General features: G+C 68.9%; 13 protein-coding genes. 5 read left to right on the top strand and 8 right to left on the bottom strand.

Translation table 11 applies throughout. The annotated features are described in order from the left end of the window. Positions 1–15 precede the first annotated feature (15 nt). The 3 genes from A6B37_RS00790 (at position 16) to A6B37_RS00780 (ending at position 4,123) form a co-directional block, all read left to right on the top strand. Positions 16–1,614: a ShlB/FhaC/HecB family hemolysin secretion/activation protein gene (locus A6B37_RS00790; protein ID WP_246842410.1), complete on the top strand. Its 1,599-nt coding sequence runs from the start codon at positions 16–18 to the stop codon at positions 1,612–1,614. A 272-nt stretch (positions 1,615–1,886) separates the two neighbouring features. Next, complete coding sequence (locus A6B37_RS00785; protein WP_111824638.1) at positions 1,887–3,560, top strand: collagen-like triple helix repeat-containing protein; 1,674 nt, start codon at positions 1,887–1,889, stop codon at positions 3,558–3,560. 29 nt (positions 3,561–3,589) lie between these two features. Beyond that, positions 3,590–4,123 (top strand): MarR family transcriptional regulator, encoded by a 534-nt coding sequence (locus tag A6B37_RS00780; protein WP_102772451.1) that lies wholly within the window; start codon positions 3,590–3,592, stop codon positions 4,121–4,123. A gap of 15 nt (positions 4,124–4,138) precedes the next feature. On the opposite strand, the gene A6B37_RS00775 is transcribed toward A6B37_RS00780, so the two are convergent. The 7 genes from A6B37_RS00775 to A6B37_RS00745 all read right to left on the bottom strand — a co-directional run bounded on the left by A6B37_RS00775 (position 4,139) and on the right by A6B37_RS00745 (position 14,640). Then, positions 4,139–5,824, bottom strand: a complete 1,686-nt coding sequence (locus tag A6B37_RS00775) for a dipeptide ABC transporter ATP-binding protein (RefSeq protein WP_111824637.1) — start codon at positions 5,822–5,824, stop codon at positions 4,139–4,141. Beyond that, positions 5,821–7,287, bottom strand: coding sequence for an ABC transporter permease (locus A6B37_RS00770; RefSeq protein WP_111824636.1), 1,467 nt, complete (start codon positions 7,285–7,287; stop codon positions 5,821–5,823). Before A6B37_RS00770 ends, A6B37_RS00775 begins: the two co-directional genes overlap by 4 nt. 5 nt (positions 7,288–7,292) lie before the next feature. Then, a complete protein-coding gene (locus A6B37_RS00765) occupies positions 7,293–8,270 on the bottom strand; it encodes an ABC transporter permease (protein WP_102772453.1) in 978 nt (325 codons plus the stop codon). Beyond that, positions 8,267–10,504, bottom strand: a complete 2,238-nt coding sequence (locus A6B37_RS00760) for an ABC transporter substrate-binding protein (protein ID WP_111824635.1) — start codon at positions 10,502–10,504, stop codon at positions 8,267–8,269. The genes A6B37_RS00765 and A6B37_RS00760 overlap by 4 nt, the downstream gene beginning before the upstream one ends. 73 nt (positions 10,505–10,577) lie before the next feature. Continuing rightward, positions 10,578–11,210: a thermonuclease family protein gene (locus tag A6B37_RS00755; protein WP_168202094.1), complete on the bottom strand. Its 633-nt coding sequence runs from the start codon at positions 11,208–11,210 to the stop codon at positions 10,578–10,580. 281 nt (positions 11,211–11,491) lie between these two features. Next, on the bottom strand, positions 11,492–12,496 hold the full coding sequence (locus A6B37_RS00750) for a magnesium and cobalt transport protein CorA (RefSeq protein WP_111824633.1): 1,005 nt from the start codon (positions 12,494–12,496) through the stop codon (positions 11,492–11,494). Between the two features lie 53 nt (positions 12,497–12,549). After that, positions 12,550–14,640, bottom strand: coding sequence for an ATP-dependent helicase (locus A6B37_RS00745; protein ID WP_111825515.1), 2,091 nt, complete (start codon positions 14,638–14,640; stop codon positions 12,550–12,552). A 110-nt stretch (positions 14,641–14,750) separates the two neighbouring features. Between A6B37_RS00745 and A6B37_RS00740 the strand changes: the two genes are divergently transcribed. Further along, positions 14,751–15,650, top strand: coding sequence for a DUF72 domain-containing protein (locus tag A6B37_RS00740; RefSeq protein WP_102772457.1), 900 nt, complete (start codon positions 14,751–14,753; stop codon positions 15,648–15,650). Here A6B37_RS00740 and A6B37_RS00735 read toward each other — a convergent pair. Continuing rightward, positions 15,633–17,102 carry a PLP-dependent aminotransferase family protein gene (locus A6B37_RS00735; RefSeq protein ID WP_111825514.1) on the bottom strand — a complete coding sequence of 490 codons (1,470 nt, stop codon included), beginning with the start codon at positions 17,100–17,102 and terminating at the stop codon, positions 15,633–15,635. The genes A6B37_RS00740 and A6B37_RS00735 overlap by 18 nt on opposite strands. 158 nt (positions 17,103–17,260) lie before the next feature. Here A6B37_RS00735 and A6B37_RS00730 point away from each other — a divergent pair, with 158 nt between their 5' ends. Further along, positions 17,261–18,526 carry a 4-aminobutyrate--2-oxoglutarate transaminase gene (locus A6B37_RS00730; RefSeq protein WP_111824632.1) on the top strand — a complete coding sequence of 422 codons (1,266 nt, stop codon included), beginning with the start codon at positions 17,261–17,263 and terminating at the stop codon, positions 18,524–18,526. The last annotated feature ends 22 nt before the right edge of the window (positions 18,527–18,548 follow it).

Raw genomic sequence — 18,548 nt, 5'->3', positions numbered from 1 at the left:
AATCCCGTCGATTCCATGCCCAAACTGGAGCGGCCGCCATCGGCCACGCAGCCGCCGCCCGTGGTGCAGACGGCGACGCCGGAACAAATGGCTTTGCAGGCGCGGCTGGCGCAGCGCATCGTGCCGCGCAATTTCGACGTCAGCGGCGTGCGCGCAATTCCCTTCGAAGAAGTGGCCGCATTGCTGAGCCCGCTGGCCGGCAAGGAAATAAGCCTGGGCGAACTGGTCCAGCAGGTCGACAAAATCACGCTGCTGTACCGGGAAAAAGGCTATCCGCTGTCGTTCGCGCTGGTGCAGAACCAGAGTTTCGCCAACGGCCTGGTGGTGGTGACGGTGGTCGAGGGATATATCGGCTCGGTGCGCATCGAAGGCGATATCGGCAACGCGCAAGACCGGCTCGATACCCTGGCCGGCCCGTTGAAAGAGGAAAGGCCGCTCAAGCAGGCCACGCTGGAACGCCAGCTGAATCTGATGCGCACGGTGCCCGGCGTCAAATTCACGCCCAGCCTGGATCTGCCGCGGCGCGCCGACGGCGCCACAGAACTGGTATTGGCGGCCAGCCGCCAGCCGGTCAGCCTGACCGGTGGCATCGCCGATCTCGGCACCGGCATGCAGCCGCTGGTGAATATGGCGACCAACAGCCTGACGCCGCTGGGCGAACAGGTGAAGCTGACCGCCGCCGTGCCCTTCAATACCGACGACGTGAAATACTTCAACGGTGAAATCCGCGTGCCGATCGGCGCCGACGGCTTGGCGCTGAAAATCGACGGCTACCACTACGACGCGCGCCCCGAGGACGATGCCATCGAATATCTCGGTTTCGAGCGCCGCGTCAAAAACGACCGCGTCGGCCTCGGCGTGAGTTATCCGTTCCTGCTCAACAACAGCCGTTCGCTGACCGGCACGCTGGGCGTCTATGCCGCCAATTCCAAGGACCGCTACGACGCGCGCAACAGCGACCGCTGGCTGCAGCAGGACGCCCGCGTGCGCGCCGCCAACGCGGAACTGCGTTATATCCAGGTATCCGAGAGCCAGGCCACCGACATCACGTTAGGCGTCGCCAAGGGTTTCGACGCCGCCGGCGCCAAAAAAGACATCTCAACCAATTACGGCTATTCCGCCACCCCGATCCTGGACCTGGATTTCACCCGCTATAACCTCAACGCCAAGCAGACCTTTGCGTTGCCGGGCCAGTTCGGGCTGGTTTTCTCGGGCGCCGGGCAATATTCCAGCAATATCCTGCCTTCCTCGGAGCAGGTCTCGTACGGCAGCTGGCGCTACGCCATGGGCTATCCCCAGGGAGAACAAAGCGGGGATAAAGGCATAGGCGTCTCGGCGGAAATAAACCGGCGCTTCGGCACGGGCTGGCAGTACCTTTCCAGCGTGCAACCCTATGCGATGGTCGACTATGCGCGCACCTGGTACAACAACAAAAGCCTGCAGGAACTGAACCAGCGGCATTTGTCTTCGGTGGCGCTGGGGCTGCGGATCACGGACGATAAGTATTATCTATTCGATTTCAACGTCGCCAAGCCGGTGGGGTCGGCGACGGTCGACAATGACCGCGACCTGCGTTTCAACGCGAATTACTCGCTTTATTACGACGCGTTCTGAGCGCGGCGTTACGTAACGCCGCCCGTAACGTAACGGCCGATAACCGGTCATTCGTAACATTCGCAGCCTGCGCGAGATCGTAAATCTGCGTATTTCTCGAATAAGGGTAAACCCTTAATAACTCATAACAACATGAATTGAAAGGGTTTTATCCTTGAAAATCCCGCCCGCCGCGCCGCGGGCTTTTTTTTGAAAAAAGTTGGCACGCTTTGTGCATGTGTAGATGTATCGGGCCGTTTCTTGCCTGACTCTTCCAACACAAGGAGTTCGCCATGCATACCAATATCGAGACTCGCCGCATTACGCGCATCCTGACATCCACCGTCCTGGCCGCGGCGCTGATGAGCGCCCTGGCCGCCTGCGGCGGCGGCGGTGGCGGCAGCAAGTCGGCGAGCCTGCCGGGCACGGTCATTCCCGAAACGCCGGGAGGCGGCGGTGGCGGCAATGGCGGTGGCGGCGGCAATGGCGGCGGCGACGGCGGCACCAACCCGGGCGGCACCGATCCCACCAATCCGACCAACCCGATCACGGCTGGCCTGCTCGAAACCACGCTGGGCAACACCGGCGCCGCGGTGGACAACACCCTGCCCCTGAACCTGGACACCACGCTGGGCGGCGTAGGCAAGGCGCTGGACCCCACCATCAAGCCGGTGGCCGACACCGTCGTCGGCCTGACGCAGGAAATCGGCGCCACCACGGGCCTGGGCCAGCCGGTGGACGGCACGGTCAAGCAGGTCGGCGGGCTGGTGAGCGATCTCGGCACCACGGTCAAGGGCACCGGCCTGCCCGGCGGGCTGAGCACCGGCCTGGGCGGCCTGGTGGACGGCCTGGGCAAGACCGTGGCCAGCACCGGCGGCCTGCTGCATGCCGATCCGAACAACCCCAATCCGCTGACGACCGTGCTGGGCAACGCCACCGGCGCCGTGGGCGCGCTCACCGCCGGCCTGTCGGGCCAGGGCGGCCTGCTCAACCCGGTGACCCAGGTGGTCGGCGGCATCACCGGCGGCGTGCTGGGCGGACCCTCGACGCCGCTGCTGGAGCCGGCGCTGGGCAACGTCGGCAAGACCGTGGACAACGTTCTGCCGCTCGGCCTGCAGCCTACCCTGGCCGGCCTGGGCGCGGCGCTCGACCCCACCGCCAGCCCGCTGGCCGGCACCGTGACCGGACTGACCCAGCAGGTGGGCGACACCACCAGGCTGGGCGCGCCGGTGGCCGGCCTGCTGAACAGCCTGGGCGGCACGGTCAGCAACCTGGGCGGCTCGCTGCCCGGCGGCGCGGTCGGCCTTAATGGCGTGCTGCAAGGGCTGGGCGGCGCGGTGGCCAGCGCCGGCGGCCTCCTGCACGCCACGCCGGGCAACCCCAACCCGCTGGGCGCGACGCTGGCCAACGCCACCGGCGCGGTCGCCTCGCTCACGGGCGGCCTGGGCCTGGGCGGCGTGACCGGCGGCCTGACCGGCGGCGCCAACGGCAACGGCGGACTGCTCAGCCCCATCACCGGCCTGCTGGCCGGCGTGACGCAGCCGGGCGGCGCCAACGGCGGCCTGCTGGCGCCGGTGACCGGCCTGCTGGCCGGCGTCACGGGCGGCCTGGGCGGAGCCGCGGGCGGAACCGCCGGCAACGGCGGCCTGCTGGGCGGATTGCTCGGCGGCGGCGCCGCCGCGGGCGGCACGGCCGGCGGCTCGGGCGGCGCGGCCGCCAACGGCGGGCTGCTGGGCGGCCTGGTCGGCGGACTGGCTGGCGGCGTCTCGGTGAGCGCCAACACCGGTTCCGGCGCGGGCGCGAACGTGAGCGCAGGCGGCGGTGCGGCGGCCGGCACGGCCAACGGCGGACTGCTGGGCGGCTTGCTGGGCGGCGTCACGGGCAGCCTGAGCGGCGGCGGCACGGCCGGCGCTCCCAACGGCGGCCTGCTGGGCGGCCTCCTGGGCGGCCTCTCGGCCCGCAAGTAATCCACGCCATCGGCCCGGGAGCACGAACCATGCTGCAACAAGAGACCTACTTTCACCAGGAGCCCGCGGCCGGGCGCAGCAGCGAACTGCGTCCCGGCGTGCTGGAGGACATCGCGCTGATGCTGGGCAGGCAGTTCGCCGTCTATAACGCGGCGTGCCAATCCGCTCTGGCCGAAAAGCTGGGCATCCCCCTGGCGGACCTCAAGGCGCTGGAACTGGTGATGGAGTTCGACGCCCTGCCCACCGGGCAGCTGGCCCAGTTGATGGGCATCAGCTCCGGCGGCGCGACGGCGCTGATCAACCGCCTGGAGGCGGCCGGCTACGTGCAGCGCGGCCGCCATCCGCTGGATCGCCGGATGATCGTGATCCGGCCGGTGGAAGAGCAGTGCCAGCTGGTGGCGCAGGAACGCCAATGGGTCGCCGACGCGGTCATGCTGACGGCGCGCCGCCATGACCCGGCGGAGCTGGAATCGGTGCACGCCTATCTGGCGCAGTGCGTGCGCGCCCTGCGCCACGACACGCTGGTCTGGCTGGAGGCGCGCAGCGCGCACCACTCCGTCTGAACGGCCGCGCCCGGGTCAGGCCGGCCCGGGCGCGCCGAACTGCAGGCGCGGCACGGCCGCCAGCAGTCTGCGCGTCATTTCCTCGCGCGGCGCATGCAGCACCGCGTCGGCCTGCCCCAGCTCGATGATGCGGCCGCCTTCCATGACGGCGATGCGGTCGGCCAGATATTCGACCACGCCGAAGTTGTGCGTGATGAACAGGTAGGCGATCCCCAGCTCGTCCTGCAATTCGCGCAGCAGGTCCAGGATCTGGGCCTGCACCGACACGTCCAGCGCCGAGGTCGGCTCGTCGCAGATCAGCACCTTGGGCTCGACCGCCAGCGCCCGCGCGATCGCGATGCGCTGGCGCTGGCCGCCGGAGAACTCGTGCGGATAGCGGGCCAGCGTGTTGGCCGGCAGGCCGACCCGCTCGACCAGGCGCGCCGCGAGCGCGGCGCGCGCCGTCCTGTCCATCCCGCGCCGCAGCGAGGCCAGGCCTTCGTCCAGGATGTCGCCCACGCGCATGCGCGGATCGAGCGAGGCGTAGGGGTCCTGGAACACGATCTGGATGTCCTGCCGCAGGCGTTGCAGCTGGCGGCGGTCGGCGGTCAGCAGGTCCTGGCCCTCTAGCAGCGCGCGGCCCGAGACGCGCGCGCCGTCGATCAGCCGCAGCAGCGCCTTGCCGGTGGTGGTCTTGCCGCAGCCCGATTCGCCCAGCAGCGCCAGGGTCTCGCCGGCCTTGAGATCGAACGTCACCCCGTCGGCGGCCTTGACCCACGACACGATGCGCCGCAGCGGCCCCTTGCGCACGGGGTAATGCACTTTCAGGTCAGCGACCTCCAGCACCACCTCGCCCGTACGCCGGGCACGCGCCCCGCCCGCCTCGGCCAGCGCCTTGCGGCCCGGCTCCGTCAACGGGACGCCGCGTTTCTCGAAGGTGGGAATGGCCTCGAACAGCTGGCGCGCATAAGGGTGGCGCGGCGCGCGGAAGAACTCCTCGGCGCTGGCGCTCTCGACGATTTCGCCGGCGCGCATCAGCGCCACGTGATGGGCCACGTTCTTCACCACCGCGAGGTCGTGCGTGATCAGCAGGATGGCCATGCCCATCTCGCGCTGGATGTCGGCCAGCAGATCCAGCACCTGCGCCTGCACGGTGACGTCCAGCGCCGTGGTGGGCTCGTCGGCGATCAGCAGCAGCGGCTCGGCCGCCAGCGCGATGGCGATCATGACGCGCTGCTTCTGGCCGCCGGAGAACTGGAAGGGATAGTCGTCCACGCGCCGCTCGGGCTCGGGAATGCCCACGCGCCGCAGCCACTCGATGGCGCGCTCGCGCGCAGCCGCGCCGCGCAGCGACGTATGCGCGAGCAGGGTCTCGACGATCTGGTCGCCAACGCGCATCACCGGATTCAGGCTGGTCGACGGTTCCTGGAAGATGATGCCGATGCGCCCTCCGCGCACGCCGCGCATCGCGCTTTCCGGCAGGCGGTTCAGGTCCTCGCCGTCCAGGTCGATCTGCCCGCCCACGATGCGGCCGGCGTCCGGCAGCAGGCGCAGCAGCGCCAGCGCCGTCATGCTCTTGCCGCAGCCGGATTCTCCCACCAGCGCGAAGGTCTGGCGCCGGGAGATGGCCAGCTGCAGGCGCTTGACCGCCTGGGTCATGCCGCTTTCGCCGGCGATGTCCACTTCCAGTTCGCGGACCTCGAGCAAGGGCGTCTGGCTCATGGCGCGTCTCCGGAGCGCGAAGGCGCGGCCGCGGCGCCGCGCCTGAACAGGCCCAGGCCGCGGCGCGCCGGCTTGTAGCGGCGGGTGCGCGGATCGAACGCGTCGCGCACGGCGTCGGCGAACAGATTGGCCGCCAGCACCAGGGCCAGCATGAAGATGAATGCGGTCATCAGGTTCCACCAGATCATGGGATCGCGGGACATTTCCAGCCGGGCGCCGTCGATCATCGAGCCGAAGGAATTCATGCTGGGGTCCACGCCTATGCCCAGGTACGACAGCACCGCCTCGTACAGGACCAGCCCCGAGAACTCCAGCACCATGGTGATCAGGACCAGGTGCGCCACGTTGGGCAGCAGGTGGCGCGTCATGATGCGCCAGTGCGATACGCCGAAGGCCCTGGCGGCCTGCACGTATTCCAGCTCGCGCAGCTTCAGGGTTTCGGCGCGCAGCAGGCGGCACAGCCCGGCCCAGCCGGTAAAGCCCAGGATCATGCACAGCAGGAACAGGCGCAGGTCGGCGCGCGCGGCCGAGGTGTCGAACAGGTCCGCGTTATTGTCGATGTAGACCTGCATCATCAGCGCGCAGGCGGCCACCAGCAGCACGCCCGGAATCGAGGTGATGGTGGTGTACAGGTACTGGATGGCGTCGTCGATCCTGCCCTTGAAATAGCCGGCCGCGATGCCGAAGACGATGGCCGGCGGCAGCATGGCCACGGTGGTGAGGCTGCCGATCACGAGCGCGGTGCGGATGCTTTTCAATGCCTGCCACAGCACGTCGTTGCCGATGCGGTCGGTGCCCAGCGCGTGGTAGCCGCTGGACAGCCCCGCCAGCGCCCCCACCGCCAGGCACAGCAGCGTGAAGGTGAGCGTCATGGCGCCCCAGGGCACGCCGGCATGATCGCCGGACGCCGCGCGCCGCCGCCGCAGGCAGGCGTACAGCACCCCGGCCGCCGCCAGCGCCACGGCCAGGCCGCCGGCCAGGCCCAGCCCCAGCCGCCTGAGCAGGTCGCCGCCGCGGTCGCGGTCCGGGTCCTCCAGGTGCAGGCCGGCGCCGCGCAGCCGGGGAAAATCGCGCACCGGCTTGCCGTCGACCAGCTCGGTTTCCTTGGTGAACTGGCGCACGGCCAGCGGTTCGGAATAGGTTTTCTCCGGCCGCATCAGCACCGTGCCGGCAAGCAGGCCGTCCAGCGCCGAGCGCACCGCGGGCGCATAGACCGGGGCGGCGTCGGCCGGCGCGCCCGGCGCGGGCGGCAACTGGGGCCGGTAGTGCACCGAATCCAGCAGGCCCACCGCGACGAAGGCGGCCAGCACCACGGCCGAGCACATGGCCGGCGTATCGCGGGCGACGCGCGCCCAGGTCGAGCGCAGGTTCGGGCTGCGGCGCACCCGCCAGGCGTAGGCGGCCGCGCCCAGCACCATCAGCCATAGCGCGATATCGGTCCAGAGAAAGACGAACTTGGGCATGGCGGCTACTCGAATCTGACGCGGGGATCGGCCAGCGTGTAGGAAATGTCGGCCAGGATCAGCCCGACGATATAGAGCGCGGCGCCCAGGAACACCATGGCGCGCACGATGGAGAAGTCCTGCGCGTTGATCGCGTCGATGGTGTAGCTGCCCAGGCCGGGAATGCCGAAAAAGGATTCGGCGATCAGGCTGCCCATGAAGAGCAGCGGCAGCGCGGCCACCGTGCCGGTCAGGATGGGCAGCATGGCGTTGCGCAGCACGTGCCTGAACAGCACCACGCGCTCGGCCAGGCCCTTGGAACGGGCGGTGCGCACGTAGTCCTTGCCGATCTCCTCCAGGAACAGGGTGCGGTAGAAGCGCGCTTCCGGCCCCAGCCGCGACACGATGGCGACCAGCACCGGCAGCGCCAGGAATTTGACCGCGTCCAGCCCGCCCGAGAAGCCCGAGAACGGCACCAGCCGCAGCAGCTTGGCGAACACCCACTGGCCGGCGATGATGTAGAACAGGCTGGAGATGGACAGCAGCAGCACGCACAGCACCACGCCCCAGAAATCCAGCCGCGTGGCCCGGAAATACACCAGCGTCAGCGAGAACACGATGCTGACGAAAAGCCCCAGGATGAAGGTGGGCACCGCCAGCGCCAGGCTGGGCCCCATGCGCGTCTGGATCTCGCGGCCGATGTCGCGGCCGCCGTCGGAGGCGCCGAACTCCATGGCCAATAGCGGCACCGAGCGCTGGTAGAACACCGTGTCGGTCAGCCGGGCCGCGCCCTCGGCCTTGCTGTTGAAAAACAGCGGCTTGTCGTAGCCGCGCTCGGCCTTCCACTTTTCCACCGCCTCCTGGCTGACGCGCTGGCCGCCGATGGCCAGGCGCGCCATGTCGTCGGGCGTGTTCACCGCGAAGAACAGGATGAAGGTAAAGAGATTCACGCCGATCAGAATCAGCACGCCGTACAGCAGACGGCGGATCACGTAGCCGATCATGATTGATGCTCCTTGCCGGCGCGCGGCGCGAATGCCGTCTGGCGTTCGCGCCGCTTGAGCGCCACGTACGAAGGCCAGATCGCCAGCGCCAGCAGCAGCACGAAGACGCCGACGGGCCACCATCTGGGGGAATTCCATTCGTCGATCTTGCGCTGGCGCAGCTCGGGATCGATCTTCATGTATTGCAGCGTGTTGCGCACCATCTGGGTCGGCTTGGCGTTGCCCACCCATTGCTGGTAGGCGCCGCCCGACATCGGGAAGTAGCCGAACATCCAGGGCGCGTCGCGCTGCACGATGGCCACCATTTTCGCGATCAGCTTTTCTTTCTCGGGGCCGTCGTCCAGGAACTTGAGCTGCTCGAACAGCCGGTCGTATTCGGGGCTGGCGTAGTTGGCCGCGTTTTCGCCGCCGCCCTTGGCCTTGGCGTTGGGGCCGTACAGCAGGAACAGGAAATTCTCGGCGTCGGGATAATCGGCATTCCAGCCCCAGAAGAAGATCTGCGCGGCGCCGCGCATCATCTTGTCCTGGAAGCGGTTGTAGTCGGTGGCGCGCACGTCCAGCTGCACGCCGATCTTGGCGAGCTGGCGCCGCATCCAGTCGAACTGCGGATTGGAGCCGCCGCCCGACATGGAGTCGTAGTACAGCACCAGCGGCGCGCCGGTCTCGGCGTTGCGGCCGTCCGGGTAGCCGGCCTCGGCCAGCAGGCGCTTGGCCACGTCCACCGATTTGCGCACGGGCTTGCCGTCCACCAGGTCGTAGACCACCGGGTTGATGCCCTCGGGCGGCTCGCGGTAGCCGAGCACGCCTGGCGGCACCGGGCCGTAGGCCACCGAAGCCTGGCTGTTCTCGAACACGGCCACGTATTCTTCCCAGTCGAAGGCGATGCTGATGGCCTGGCGCAGCTTGCGGTTCTTTTCCTGCTGCTCGGGCGTATCGCCCTTGCCCACCACCGGGTCCAGCCAGTTGAAGCCCATGTACCAGTTGGCCGTCTCGACCGTGGTGGGCAGCTTGATGCCGTGCTCGCGGTACAGGCGCGCCTTGTCCTGGCTGTCGCCGGCCGCCACCAGCATGGCCACGCCGTATTCGCCGCGCTCGATCTGCGGCATGTCGTAATAGCCCTGCATGAACTTGCCGGTCAGCGGTATGGCTTCTTTTTCGACGCTGAATTCCGCGCGGTCGATGAAGGGCGTGGGCTTGCCGCAGTCGGCCAGCAGGCCGGCGGCCTCGTCGCCGGGTTCGCCTTCGCAGGGATAGGGTTCGCCGTGGTAGTTGGGATTGCGGGCCAGCACGTGGCGGCGGTTCTGCAGCGACTCCGCCAGCATGTACGGGCCGGTGCCCACCGGCCAGGTGTTGAACGACAGGTCATGCTCGGCCATGCCCGGCTGGCTGTAGAAGCGGTCCGCCTCCCAGGGAATGGGCGCGGTGAAGGTCATGGCCAGCCAGTACTTGAACTGCGGATACTTGCCCTTGACGCGGATGCGCAGGGTGTGGGCGTCCAGCGCCTGCACGCCGGTGAAGCCGTCGGGCTCGCGCAGGTCCAGCCAGGGCGGCGCGCCGGCGCCGCCCGGCGCGTCGCGCCGCAGCGCCTGGTCGCGCTGGCGCAGGCGCTCGCCGTATTCTTTCAGGCCCACGATGTGCTCGGCCATCAGCGCCGAGATCGGCGACACCACGCGCGGGCTGGCCAGGCGCCGCAGGCCGTAGACATAGTCGTCGGCGGTCAGCTCGCGCGTGCCGGTGCGCGGAAAATCGGGAATGTAGTACTTGCCTTCGAGTTCGCCCGGCGCCAGCGGAAAGTATTCATAACCGCCGTCGGCCTTGCGCGCGAAGGCCGGATGCGGCGCGTAGCGCGAGCCGGGGCGCAGCTTGATGTCGTACACGCTCTCGGCGATCTGCTGGCCCGGCGCGTCGGCCGGCAGCGTGTCGCCCTGGGCGTCCAGGTAGACCGGCGGGTCGATCGAGGCCGCCGCGCGCGGCACCAGTTCGTAGGGCCGCTTCAGATAGTGGTAGCCGTAAAGCGTCTCGTAGATGTTGTAGGTATAGGGGGTTTCGTCGCCGGAATAGGAGCTGGCCGGGTCCAGGTACTTGGGCGAGCGCTTGACGAAGGCCGAATAAAGCGTGTTCTGGCCTTCGGCGCCGGCCGGATAGGGGCTGTTGATGGGGCTTTCCCGCGAGCAGCCCGCCAACGCCAGCGACAACAGCAAGGCCATCGCCCAGAGCCGCTTCAATGCACCCATGGAAACCTTCCCTTCGAATCGTTGCGACAGAGGATAGCAAACACGGGCCCGGACCCATAGGGCCGCGCCGCGCTCAGCCGCACTGGCGCTGCCGCCAGCAGTCGTAGCGCCATTTCCAGGGCTGCACCGCGCCCGGCTGCGCCCACAGGCCGCGCCCGGCCGCCTTGGCCTGGCGCTGCAGCGCCGGCATGGCCTGGTCGCGCAGGTAGTCGCCGCGGCGCGCCGTGTAGGCCCAGGCGTAGCCGGCCTCGACCTGGGCGCGGTTGGCCGACTGCCCGTTCTCCAGCATCAGCGCGCACACATCGCGGCCGTACTGGTCTTTTTCGTAGCACTGGGCGGTCAGCGTCTTGCCCGCCACCAGGCCGGCCAGATGCTTGCGCGCGGCCTCGGCATAGGGCTGGCCGGGCTGTTCGGCGTCATGCCCTTCCTCGGGCGCGTCGATGCTGTCCATGCGGATCTTGCGCTGCCCGTCCGGCGCCCGCAGCGTGACGGTGTCGCCGTCGGCGACATTGACGATCATGCCCGTCAGCGTATAGCTGCCGGCAGGCACCCCGTCCGCCCGGCCCTGCGCCGGCGGCGCCGGCTGCGGCTCCTGCCGCCCGGCAGGCTGCAGCCAATCGACCACGGCCGCCGCCGCCGCAAGGATAAGGGCGACGACCACGGCGGCCAGCTTGCCGCCGCCGCGAAAATAAGGATTGCCACGCACCGGCAGGGCTCCAGAATGGAAAACGCAGGAAGTTTGCCATAAGGAGGGGGGGGCGGGGTGGCTGCGGGTGGGGTGGCGTAGGATGGGTGCAGCGCGAGAGTTTTTGAGCAAGAACACAAATATCGAGCGCGCGTAACCCATCAGGCGGCGCCAGCCGCCGGTTTTCGTGGCAAGAGACAAATAATCAGCATGCGACGAAAGGCGGCGGCTGCCGCCGCCTGATGGGTTTCGCGCGCTGAGCGTTTGCGTCCTTGCTCAAGAACTCTCGCGCTGCACCCATCCTACAACCACCCCGACTTCCGGAAGCGCCAGTACAGCACCGAACAGACGCTCGCGATCACGCCCAGCGTGACGGGATAGCCCCAGGGCGATTTGAGTTCGGGCATGAACTCGAAATTCATGCCGTAGATGCCGGCGATGGCGGTGGGCACCGCCAGGATGGCGGCCCAGGAGGCCAGCTTGCGGGTGGTGTCGTTCTGCGCCGCCTGGCCGATCATGAGGCTGGCTTCGAACGCGAACGCCAGCGATTCGCGCAAGGCGTTGAACAGCTCGTCCACCCGCAGCACGCGGTCGGCGACCTCGCCGAAATACGGGCGGGCGTGCTCGTCCACGGCCGACATCTCCACGCGCGCCAGGCGGCGGCATATCTCGGCCAGCGGCGAGACCACCGTGTGGATGCGCAGCAGGTCGCGGCGCTGCCGGTACAGCCTGCGGATGTCGGAGTCCTTGGCGCCGCGGATCAGCAGCTTCTGCTCGGCGCCCTCCACCACCGCCTCGATCTTGCCAGCCGCCGCCACGTAGCGGTCGACCAGCCAGTCCAGCAGCTCGGAAGCCACATAGTCGCTGCCGCGCTTGAGCAGGTCGGGCGCGGCCTCCAGCCGTTCGCGCAGCGCGCTGTGGCCGGCGGTGGCGCCGCGCCGCACCGTAACCAGGAAACCGTCGCCGATGAGGAACTGGGTTTCGCCGAAGATCGGCCGCTCGGCCTCGACCTCCACCGTGATGGCCACGATCAGGATCATGTTGCCGTAGTCGATGATCTTGGGCCGGCGATGGGCCTCCAGCATTTCTTCCTGGTTCTTGTCGCAGGCGCCGAGTTCGCTCGCGATCCTGCCCAGCAGTTCCGGGCCGGGATTGCGCAGGCCTATCCACAGCATGCCGTGGCCCTGCCTGACGTACTGCCCGACCTCGTCGATGGGAACCTCGCGTTCGCGCCGCCCGTTCACGTAGGCGATCGACGCGACGACTTCGCGTTTCGCCGCGTCGACGGCGAGTTCTTCAGTAGACATAAACACCCTCGGACTATGCGACCCGTGCCGGTATCGGGCGATGATAGCCCTTTCTACGAGAACAGATTGCGCACCCGCCGGGCCACGTCCACGCTTGGCGCCTGCGGCTGCGGCGACGCGCCGCGCCCTTCGGGCAGCGGCGGGGGCTTGGGCAGGTGCTCGAACAGCGGCAGCATCGCATTCGAGATGTAGCGCGTGCGCGAGCCGTAGACGTGGCGGTCGCCCATGCCGGTCTGCTGGTGCACGTAGAAGCGCTGCGGCACGATGAGCTGCAGGCGCTCGCGGGCGCGCGTCATGGCCACGTACAGCAGGCGGCGCTCTTCCTCGATCTCTTCGGCCGTGCCGGTGCTCATGTCGGACGGGATGCAGCCGTCCACCACGTTCAGCACATAGACCGCCTTCCATTCCTGGCCCTTGGCCGAATGGATGGTGGACAGGATCATATAGTCCTCGTCGCGCAGCGGCGCGCCGGATTCGTCGCTGGTGGCGTCCGGCGGGTCCAGGGTCAGCTCGGTCAGGAAGCGCTCGCGCGACGGATAGCCCGAGGCGATGCGCAGCAGCTGGTCGAGATCGGCGCGGCGCACCCGGGCGTCGTCGTACAGCCGCTCCAGCTGACTGCCGTACCAGCGCAGGGCCAGGTCGGCGTCGGCCGGCCACTTCAGGCCGGGATCGCACAGCGCGGCGTAGGTGTCGGCGAAGCCGCGCCATTCCTCCTGGGCCGCCGCGCCCGGCTTGAATTCGCGCAGCGCCTGCAGCGGCTGCGGCGAGGCCGACATGGCGTCCATCAGCCTGGCCGCGGTGGCCGGGCCGATGCCCGGCAGCAGCTGCGCCACGCGAAAGCCGGCCATGCGTCCGCGCGGATTCTCGGCCCAGCGCAGCAGCGAGAGCAGGTCCTTGACGTGCGCGGCCTCCAGAAAGCGCAGCCCGCCGAACTTCACGTAAGGGATGTTGCGGCGGGTCAGCTCCAGTTCCAGCGCGGCGCTGTGGCTGGAGGTGCGAAACAGCGCGGCCTGCGACTTGAGCGTGGCGCCGCCCTCGCGCTGGGCCAGCACCTGGTCGGCGACCCAGCGCGCCTGGCCGGCCTCGTCGCTGACCGTCACCAGCTCGGGCAGCTGCGACGACTGGCGGTCGGTCCAGAGATCCTTGGCATAGCGTTCCGTGGCCTGGCCGATGACCGCGTTGGACGCGTTCAGGATGGGCTGGGTGGAGCGGTAGTTGCGCTCCAGCGTGATGACGCGCGCCGGCTCGGGAAACTGCGCGGGGAAGTCCAGGATGTTGCGCACGGTGGCCGCGCGGAACGAATAAATGGCCTGGGCGTCGTCGCCCACCACGGTCAGGCCGCGCCCGTCGGGCTTCAGGGCCAGCAGGATGGCCGCCTGCAGGCGGTTGGTGTCCTGGTACTCGTCGACCAGCACGTGGTCGAAGCGCGCCCCCAGGTTGGCCGCGATGCCGGGGTCGCCCATCATCTCGGCCCAGTAGAGCAGCAGGTCGTCGTAGTCCAGCACCTGCTGGTCCTGCTTGGCCGCGACGTAGGCGCGAAACAGGTTCTTGAGTTCGTCCTCCCATTGCGCGCACCACGGGAAGGCGGTCTTGAGCACGTCGGCCACGGGCGTCTGGCTGTTGACCACCCGCGAATAGATCGCCAGGCAGGTGCCCTTGAGCGGAAAGCGCGACTTGGTGGCCGACAGCCCGAGTTCGTGGCGCACCATGCCCATGAGGTCCTCGGCGTCGCCGCGGTCATGGATGGTGAAGGTTTCGGCCAGGCCGATGCGCTGCGCGCAATCGCGCAGCAGCCGCGCGCCGATCGCGTGGAAGGTGCCGGCCCACGGCAGCGACGGCGGCTGCTGCGTGGAGCGCAGGTTCATCGCCCGCTGCAGCACCGTGCCCACGCGCCGCTCCATCTCCAGCGCCGCGCGGCGCGAGAACGTCAGCAGCAGCATGCGCTGCGGGTCCGCGCCGTTGAGGATCAGGTGGGCGACGCGGTGCGCCAGCGTGTTGGTCTTGCCCGAGCCGGCGCCCGCGATCACCAGCAGCGGCGCGGCCGCGCCGAATTCGGCGGCTTCGCGCTGGGCGGGATTGAGATCGGCCAGGGGATCGGGGCGTTCGGAGGCGGACGGAGACGGCAGGCTGTTGGGGTCGGACATGGAACGGGGGCCGCCGGCGGCGGCCTCGGCAGGCAAGGCGCCGGGACATTGCCCGGCTCGGGATTGGCACTGTATATTTATACAGAATTTTTTGGATTCCGTCTGATTCCGTGCGCCTTCTGACCGGCACCGCTTCCTGGACCGACCCCACGCTGCTGGCCTGCGGCCGGTTCTATCCGCCCGAGGCCCGCAGCGCCGAGGCGCGGCTGCGCCATTACGCCTCGCGCTTCGGCATGGCCGAGGTCGATTCCAGCTATTACGCCATGCCCACGGCGCAAAACGCCTATCTGTGGGACCAGCGCACGCCCGACGGATTCGTCTTCAACATCAAGGCCTTCCGGCTGTTCACCGGGCACCAGACGCCGCTTTCGGCGCTGCCCGCCGACATCCGGCGCGAACTGGCCGACTGGCCCGAGCCGCTCATCTACCACGACCAGATGCCGTCCGACCTGCGCGACGAGCTCTGGCGCCGCTTCCAGCTGGCGCTGGAGCCGCTGCGCCTGCCCGGCAAGCTGGGCGCGGTGCATTTCCAGTTTCCGCCCTGGGTGCGGCGCGATGCGCGCGGCATGGCGCGGGTCGGCGACTGCGCGCGGCGCATGGAAGAACACCTGGTGTCGGTGGAGTTCCGCCACGCAAGCTGGTTCGCCACGCCCGCGGCCACCGAGGCCACGCTGGCGTTCGAGCGCGAGCTGGGCGTGGCGCACACGGTGGTGGACGCGCCCCAGGGCTACGCCAACACGGTGCCCGCGGTCTGGGCCTGCACCCATCCGGAACTCGCGCTGCTGCGGCTGCACGGGCGCAACGCGGCGACCTGGAACGCATCGGGCGCGGCCTCGTCGGGACGCTTCCAGTACGAGTACACGGAGCAGGAACTGGCGGAGCTGGCCGAACGCTTTGCGCGGCTGGCGGCGCAGAGCGCGCAGGCGCACGCCGTCTTCAATACCAATTTCGAGGACCAGGGCATGCGCAACGCCGCCGCCTTCGCCGCTGCGTTAGGGCGACGGCCGTAGCGCGGCGGCCTTGGCGCCGCGCCGGGCGGCGGGCGCGTGCGCCACTTCCGCCAGGCTTTCCAGCAGCACTTCGAATTTGCGCGCGATCTCGTGGTCGGGCACGCAGGCGTAGCCCAGCAGCAGGCCGGGCCGGCGCGCCTCGTCGTTGACGTAGTAGCGCGACAGCGCGCGCGTCAGCACGCCTTTGCCGTGCGCCACTTCCACCACGCGCCGGTCGTCCATGTCCGGCGGCAGCGTCAGCACCAGGTGCAGGCCGGCCATGCTGGCGTCGCGGTGCAGCCACTGCGGCCCCAGCCGCCTTTCGATCAGATTGACCAGCATGGCGCGGCGGCGTCCGTACAGCATGCGCATGCGGCGGATGTGGGCGGCGTAATGGCCGTCGGCGATGAAGGTGGCCAGCGCCGCGTGCGTCATCAGATGGCCTTCGCGGTACAGCTCGGCATGCGCGGCCTGGAACGCCGCGGTCAAGGCCTTGGGCAGCACCAGGTAGCCCACGCGCAGGCCCGGATACAGCGTCTTGCTGAAGGTGCCCATGTAGATCACGGGCGCGTCCGGCTCCAGCCCCAGCAGCGAGGCGATGGGCCGGCCGGAGAAGCGGAATTCGCTGTCGTAGTCGTCTTCGATGATCCAGCTGCCGCTGGCGCGCGCCACGGCCAGCAGCTGGCGGCGGCGCGCCAGCGACATGACCGGGCCCAGCGGATACTGATGCGAAGGCGTGACGAAAATGAAGCGCGGCGGCTCGACGGGCGATTCCGGCAGCCGCATGCCCTCCTCGTCCACCGGCAGGTGCAGCGTGCGCAGGCCGTTGGCCTGCAGCACGGTGCGCGCGCCCCAGTAGCCGGGGTCCTCGACCCAGGCGGTTTCGCCGGCCTCGCCCAGGATGCGGGTGGTCAGGTCGATGGCCTGGTGCAGTCCCTCGGTGATCAGGATCTGCTCGGGGTCGCAGTCGATGGAGCGCGTCAGCGCCAGATGCTGCGCCAGCGCCTCGCGCAGCGCCGGCAGGCCGCCGCCGTACGAGTAGGTCAGCAGGTCGGGCGTGGGATTGCGCCACAGGCCGCTCATGATGCGGCCGAACTTCTTGTGCGGGAACTCGGCCAGGTCGGGCACGCCGGGCATGAACGCGCCCCACTGGTAGGGCGAGGCCGAGGCGCCGTCGACGATGGCCGCGCCGCGCGCCGACAGCGCCGGGCGCGGCGCGGCCGGCGGCGACTGGCGGCGGCGCCGGCCGCTGGCCAGGTAGGAGTCCGGCACCGAGGCGTTGACGAAGGTGCCGTTGCCCTGGCGGCTGCGGGTATAGCCTTCGGCCAGCAGCTGGCTGTAGACGTGCACCACGGTATTGCGGGCGATGCCCAGCTCGGCCGCCAGGTCGCGCGTGGCCGGCAGCCGCGAGTCCGCGGCGATGGCGCCGTCCAGGATGGCTTCGCGGATGCCCTGGTACAGGCGCTTGTTCATGGGACCGCTGGCGCCGTCGCCCAGGCGCAGCAGCAGCAGGTCACCGACGATGGAACGCAATTGGTTCTACCCGTTTTAGAAAAGTGGTTCCCATAAATGGGGCCATCGTAGCATTAAATATTGGTTTTACCGTCCCCATCACGCTCTGCGAGGCCGAGATGAAGAATCAGGATCTGAATACCCGCCGTTCCCTGGCCACGCCGCGTGGCGTCGGCGTCATGTGCGACTTCTACGCCGTGCGCGCCGAAAACGCGACGCTGTGGGACGCCGAGGGCAAGGAATACATCGATTTCGCCGGCGGCATCGCCGTGCTGAATACCGGCCACCTGCATCCGAAGGTCAAGGCCGCGGTCGCCGCGCAGCTCGACGCATTCACCCATACGGCCTACCAGATCGTGCCGTACGAGGGCTACGTCACGCTGGCCGAACGCATCAACCGCGTCGCGCCCATAGCCGGCCTGAAGAAGTCGGCCTTTTTCACCACCGGCGTGGAAGCCGTGGAGAACGCGGTGAAGATCGCGCGCTCGGCCACCGGGCGCTCGGGCGTGATCGCCTTTTCCGGATCGTTCCACGGCCGCACCATGCTGGGCATGGCGCTGACCGGCAAGGTCGCCCCCTACAAGCTGTCGTTCGGCCCGATGCCGGGCGACATCTACCACGTCCCCTTCCCCAACGCGGCCCAGTCCGTCAGCGTGGCCGATTCGCTCAAGGCGCTGGACCTGCTGTTCAAGTGCGATATCGATCCGCGCCGGGTCGCGGCCATCATCATCGAACCGGTGCAGGGCGAAGGCGGCTTCAACATCACCCCGCCGGCGCTGATGACGGCGCTGCGCAAGGTCTGCGACGAGCACGGCATCCTGCTGATCGCCGACGAGGTGCAGACCGGATTCGGGCGCACCGGCAAGCTGTTCGCCATGGAGCACCACGCGGTCCAGGCCGACCTGATCACCATGGCCAAGAGCCTGGGCGGCGGCTTCCCGATCTCGGGCGTGGTCGGACGCGCCGAGATCATGGACGCGCCGGCCGCCGGCGGCCTGGGCGGCACCTATGCCGGCAACCCGCTGGCGGTGGCCGCCGCGCACGCGGTGCTGGACGTGATCGCCGAGGAAAAACTGTGCGAGCGCGCCGCCCTGCTGGGCGAGAAGCTGCGTGCGCATCTGGAAGGACTGCGCGCCACGGTCCCGGGCATCGCCGACGTGCGCGGCCTGGGCTCCATGGTCGCGCTGGAACTGAACGACGCCGCCAGCGGCAAGCCGGACGCGGAAGCGGTCAAGCGCGTGCAGGCGCGCGCCCTGGAGCGCGGCCTGATTTTGCTAAGCTGCGGTGTGTACGGCAACGTTCTGCGCTTCCTGTACCCCTTGACCATTCCCGACGCCCAGTTCGATCGGGCGCTGGCCATCCTGTCCGAGGTTTTGGCCGCCTGATGCGCGGGGCCTGACCATTCAA

Source organism: Achromobacter sp. HZ01 (assembly GCF_003267925.1).
Taxonomy (GTDB): Bacteria; Pseudomonadota; Gammaproteobacteria; order Burkholderiales; family Burkholderiaceae_B; genus Achromobacter; species Achromobacter pulmonis_A.
This window is presented reverse-complemented; position numbering and strand designations above follow the sequence as displayed.

What these genes read in the sequence shown, in the direction of transcription:
- A6B37_RS00790 (WP_246842410.1), top strand. Translation starts at nt 16, where the DNA reads ATGCCCAAACTGGAGCGGCCGCCATCGGCCACGCAGCCGCCGCCCGTG.
- A6B37_RS00785 (WP_111824638.1), top strand. Translation starts at nt 1,887, where the DNA reads ATGCATACCAATATCGAGACTCGCCGCATTACGCGCATCCTGACATCC.
- A6B37_RS00780 (WP_102772451.1), top strand. Translation starts at nt 3,590, where the DNA reads ATGCTGCAACAAGAGACCTACTTTCACCAGGAGCCCGCGGCCGGGCGC.
- A6B37_RS00775 (WP_111824637.1), bottom strand. Translation starts at nt 5,824, where the DNA reads ATGAGCCAGACGCCCTTGCTCGAGGTCCGCGAACTGGAAGTGGACATC.
- A6B37_RS00770 (WP_111824636.1), bottom strand. Translation starts at nt 7,287, where the DNA reads ATGCCCAAGTTCGTCTTTCTCTGGACCGATATCGCGCTATGGCTGATG.
- A6B37_RS00765 (WP_102772453.1), bottom strand. Translation starts at nt 8,270, where the DNA reads ATGATCGGCTACGTGATCCGCCGTCTGCTGTACGGCGTGCTGATTCTG.
- A6B37_RS00760 (WP_111824635.1), bottom strand. Translation starts at nt 10,504, where the DNA reads ATGGGTGCATTGAAGCGGCTCTGGGCGATGGCCTTGCTGTTGTCGCTG.
- A6B37_RS00750 (WP_111824633.1), bottom strand. Translation starts at nt 12,496, where the DNA reads ATGTCTACTGAAGAACTCGCCGTCGACGCGGCGAAACGCGAAGTCGTC.
- A6B37_RS00745 (WP_111825515.1), bottom strand. Translation starts at nt 14,640, where the DNA reads ATGTCCGACCCCAACAGCCTGCCGTCTCCGTCCGCCTCCGAACGCCCC.
- A6B37_RS00735 (WP_111825514.1), bottom strand. Translation starts at nt 17,102, where the DNA reads ATGAACAAGCGCCTGTACCAGGGCATCCGCGAAGCCATCCTGGACGGC.
- A6B37_RS00730 (WP_111824632.1), top strand. Translation starts at nt 17,261, where the DNA reads ATGAAGAATCAGGATCTGAATACCCGCCGTTCCCTGGCCACGCCGCGT.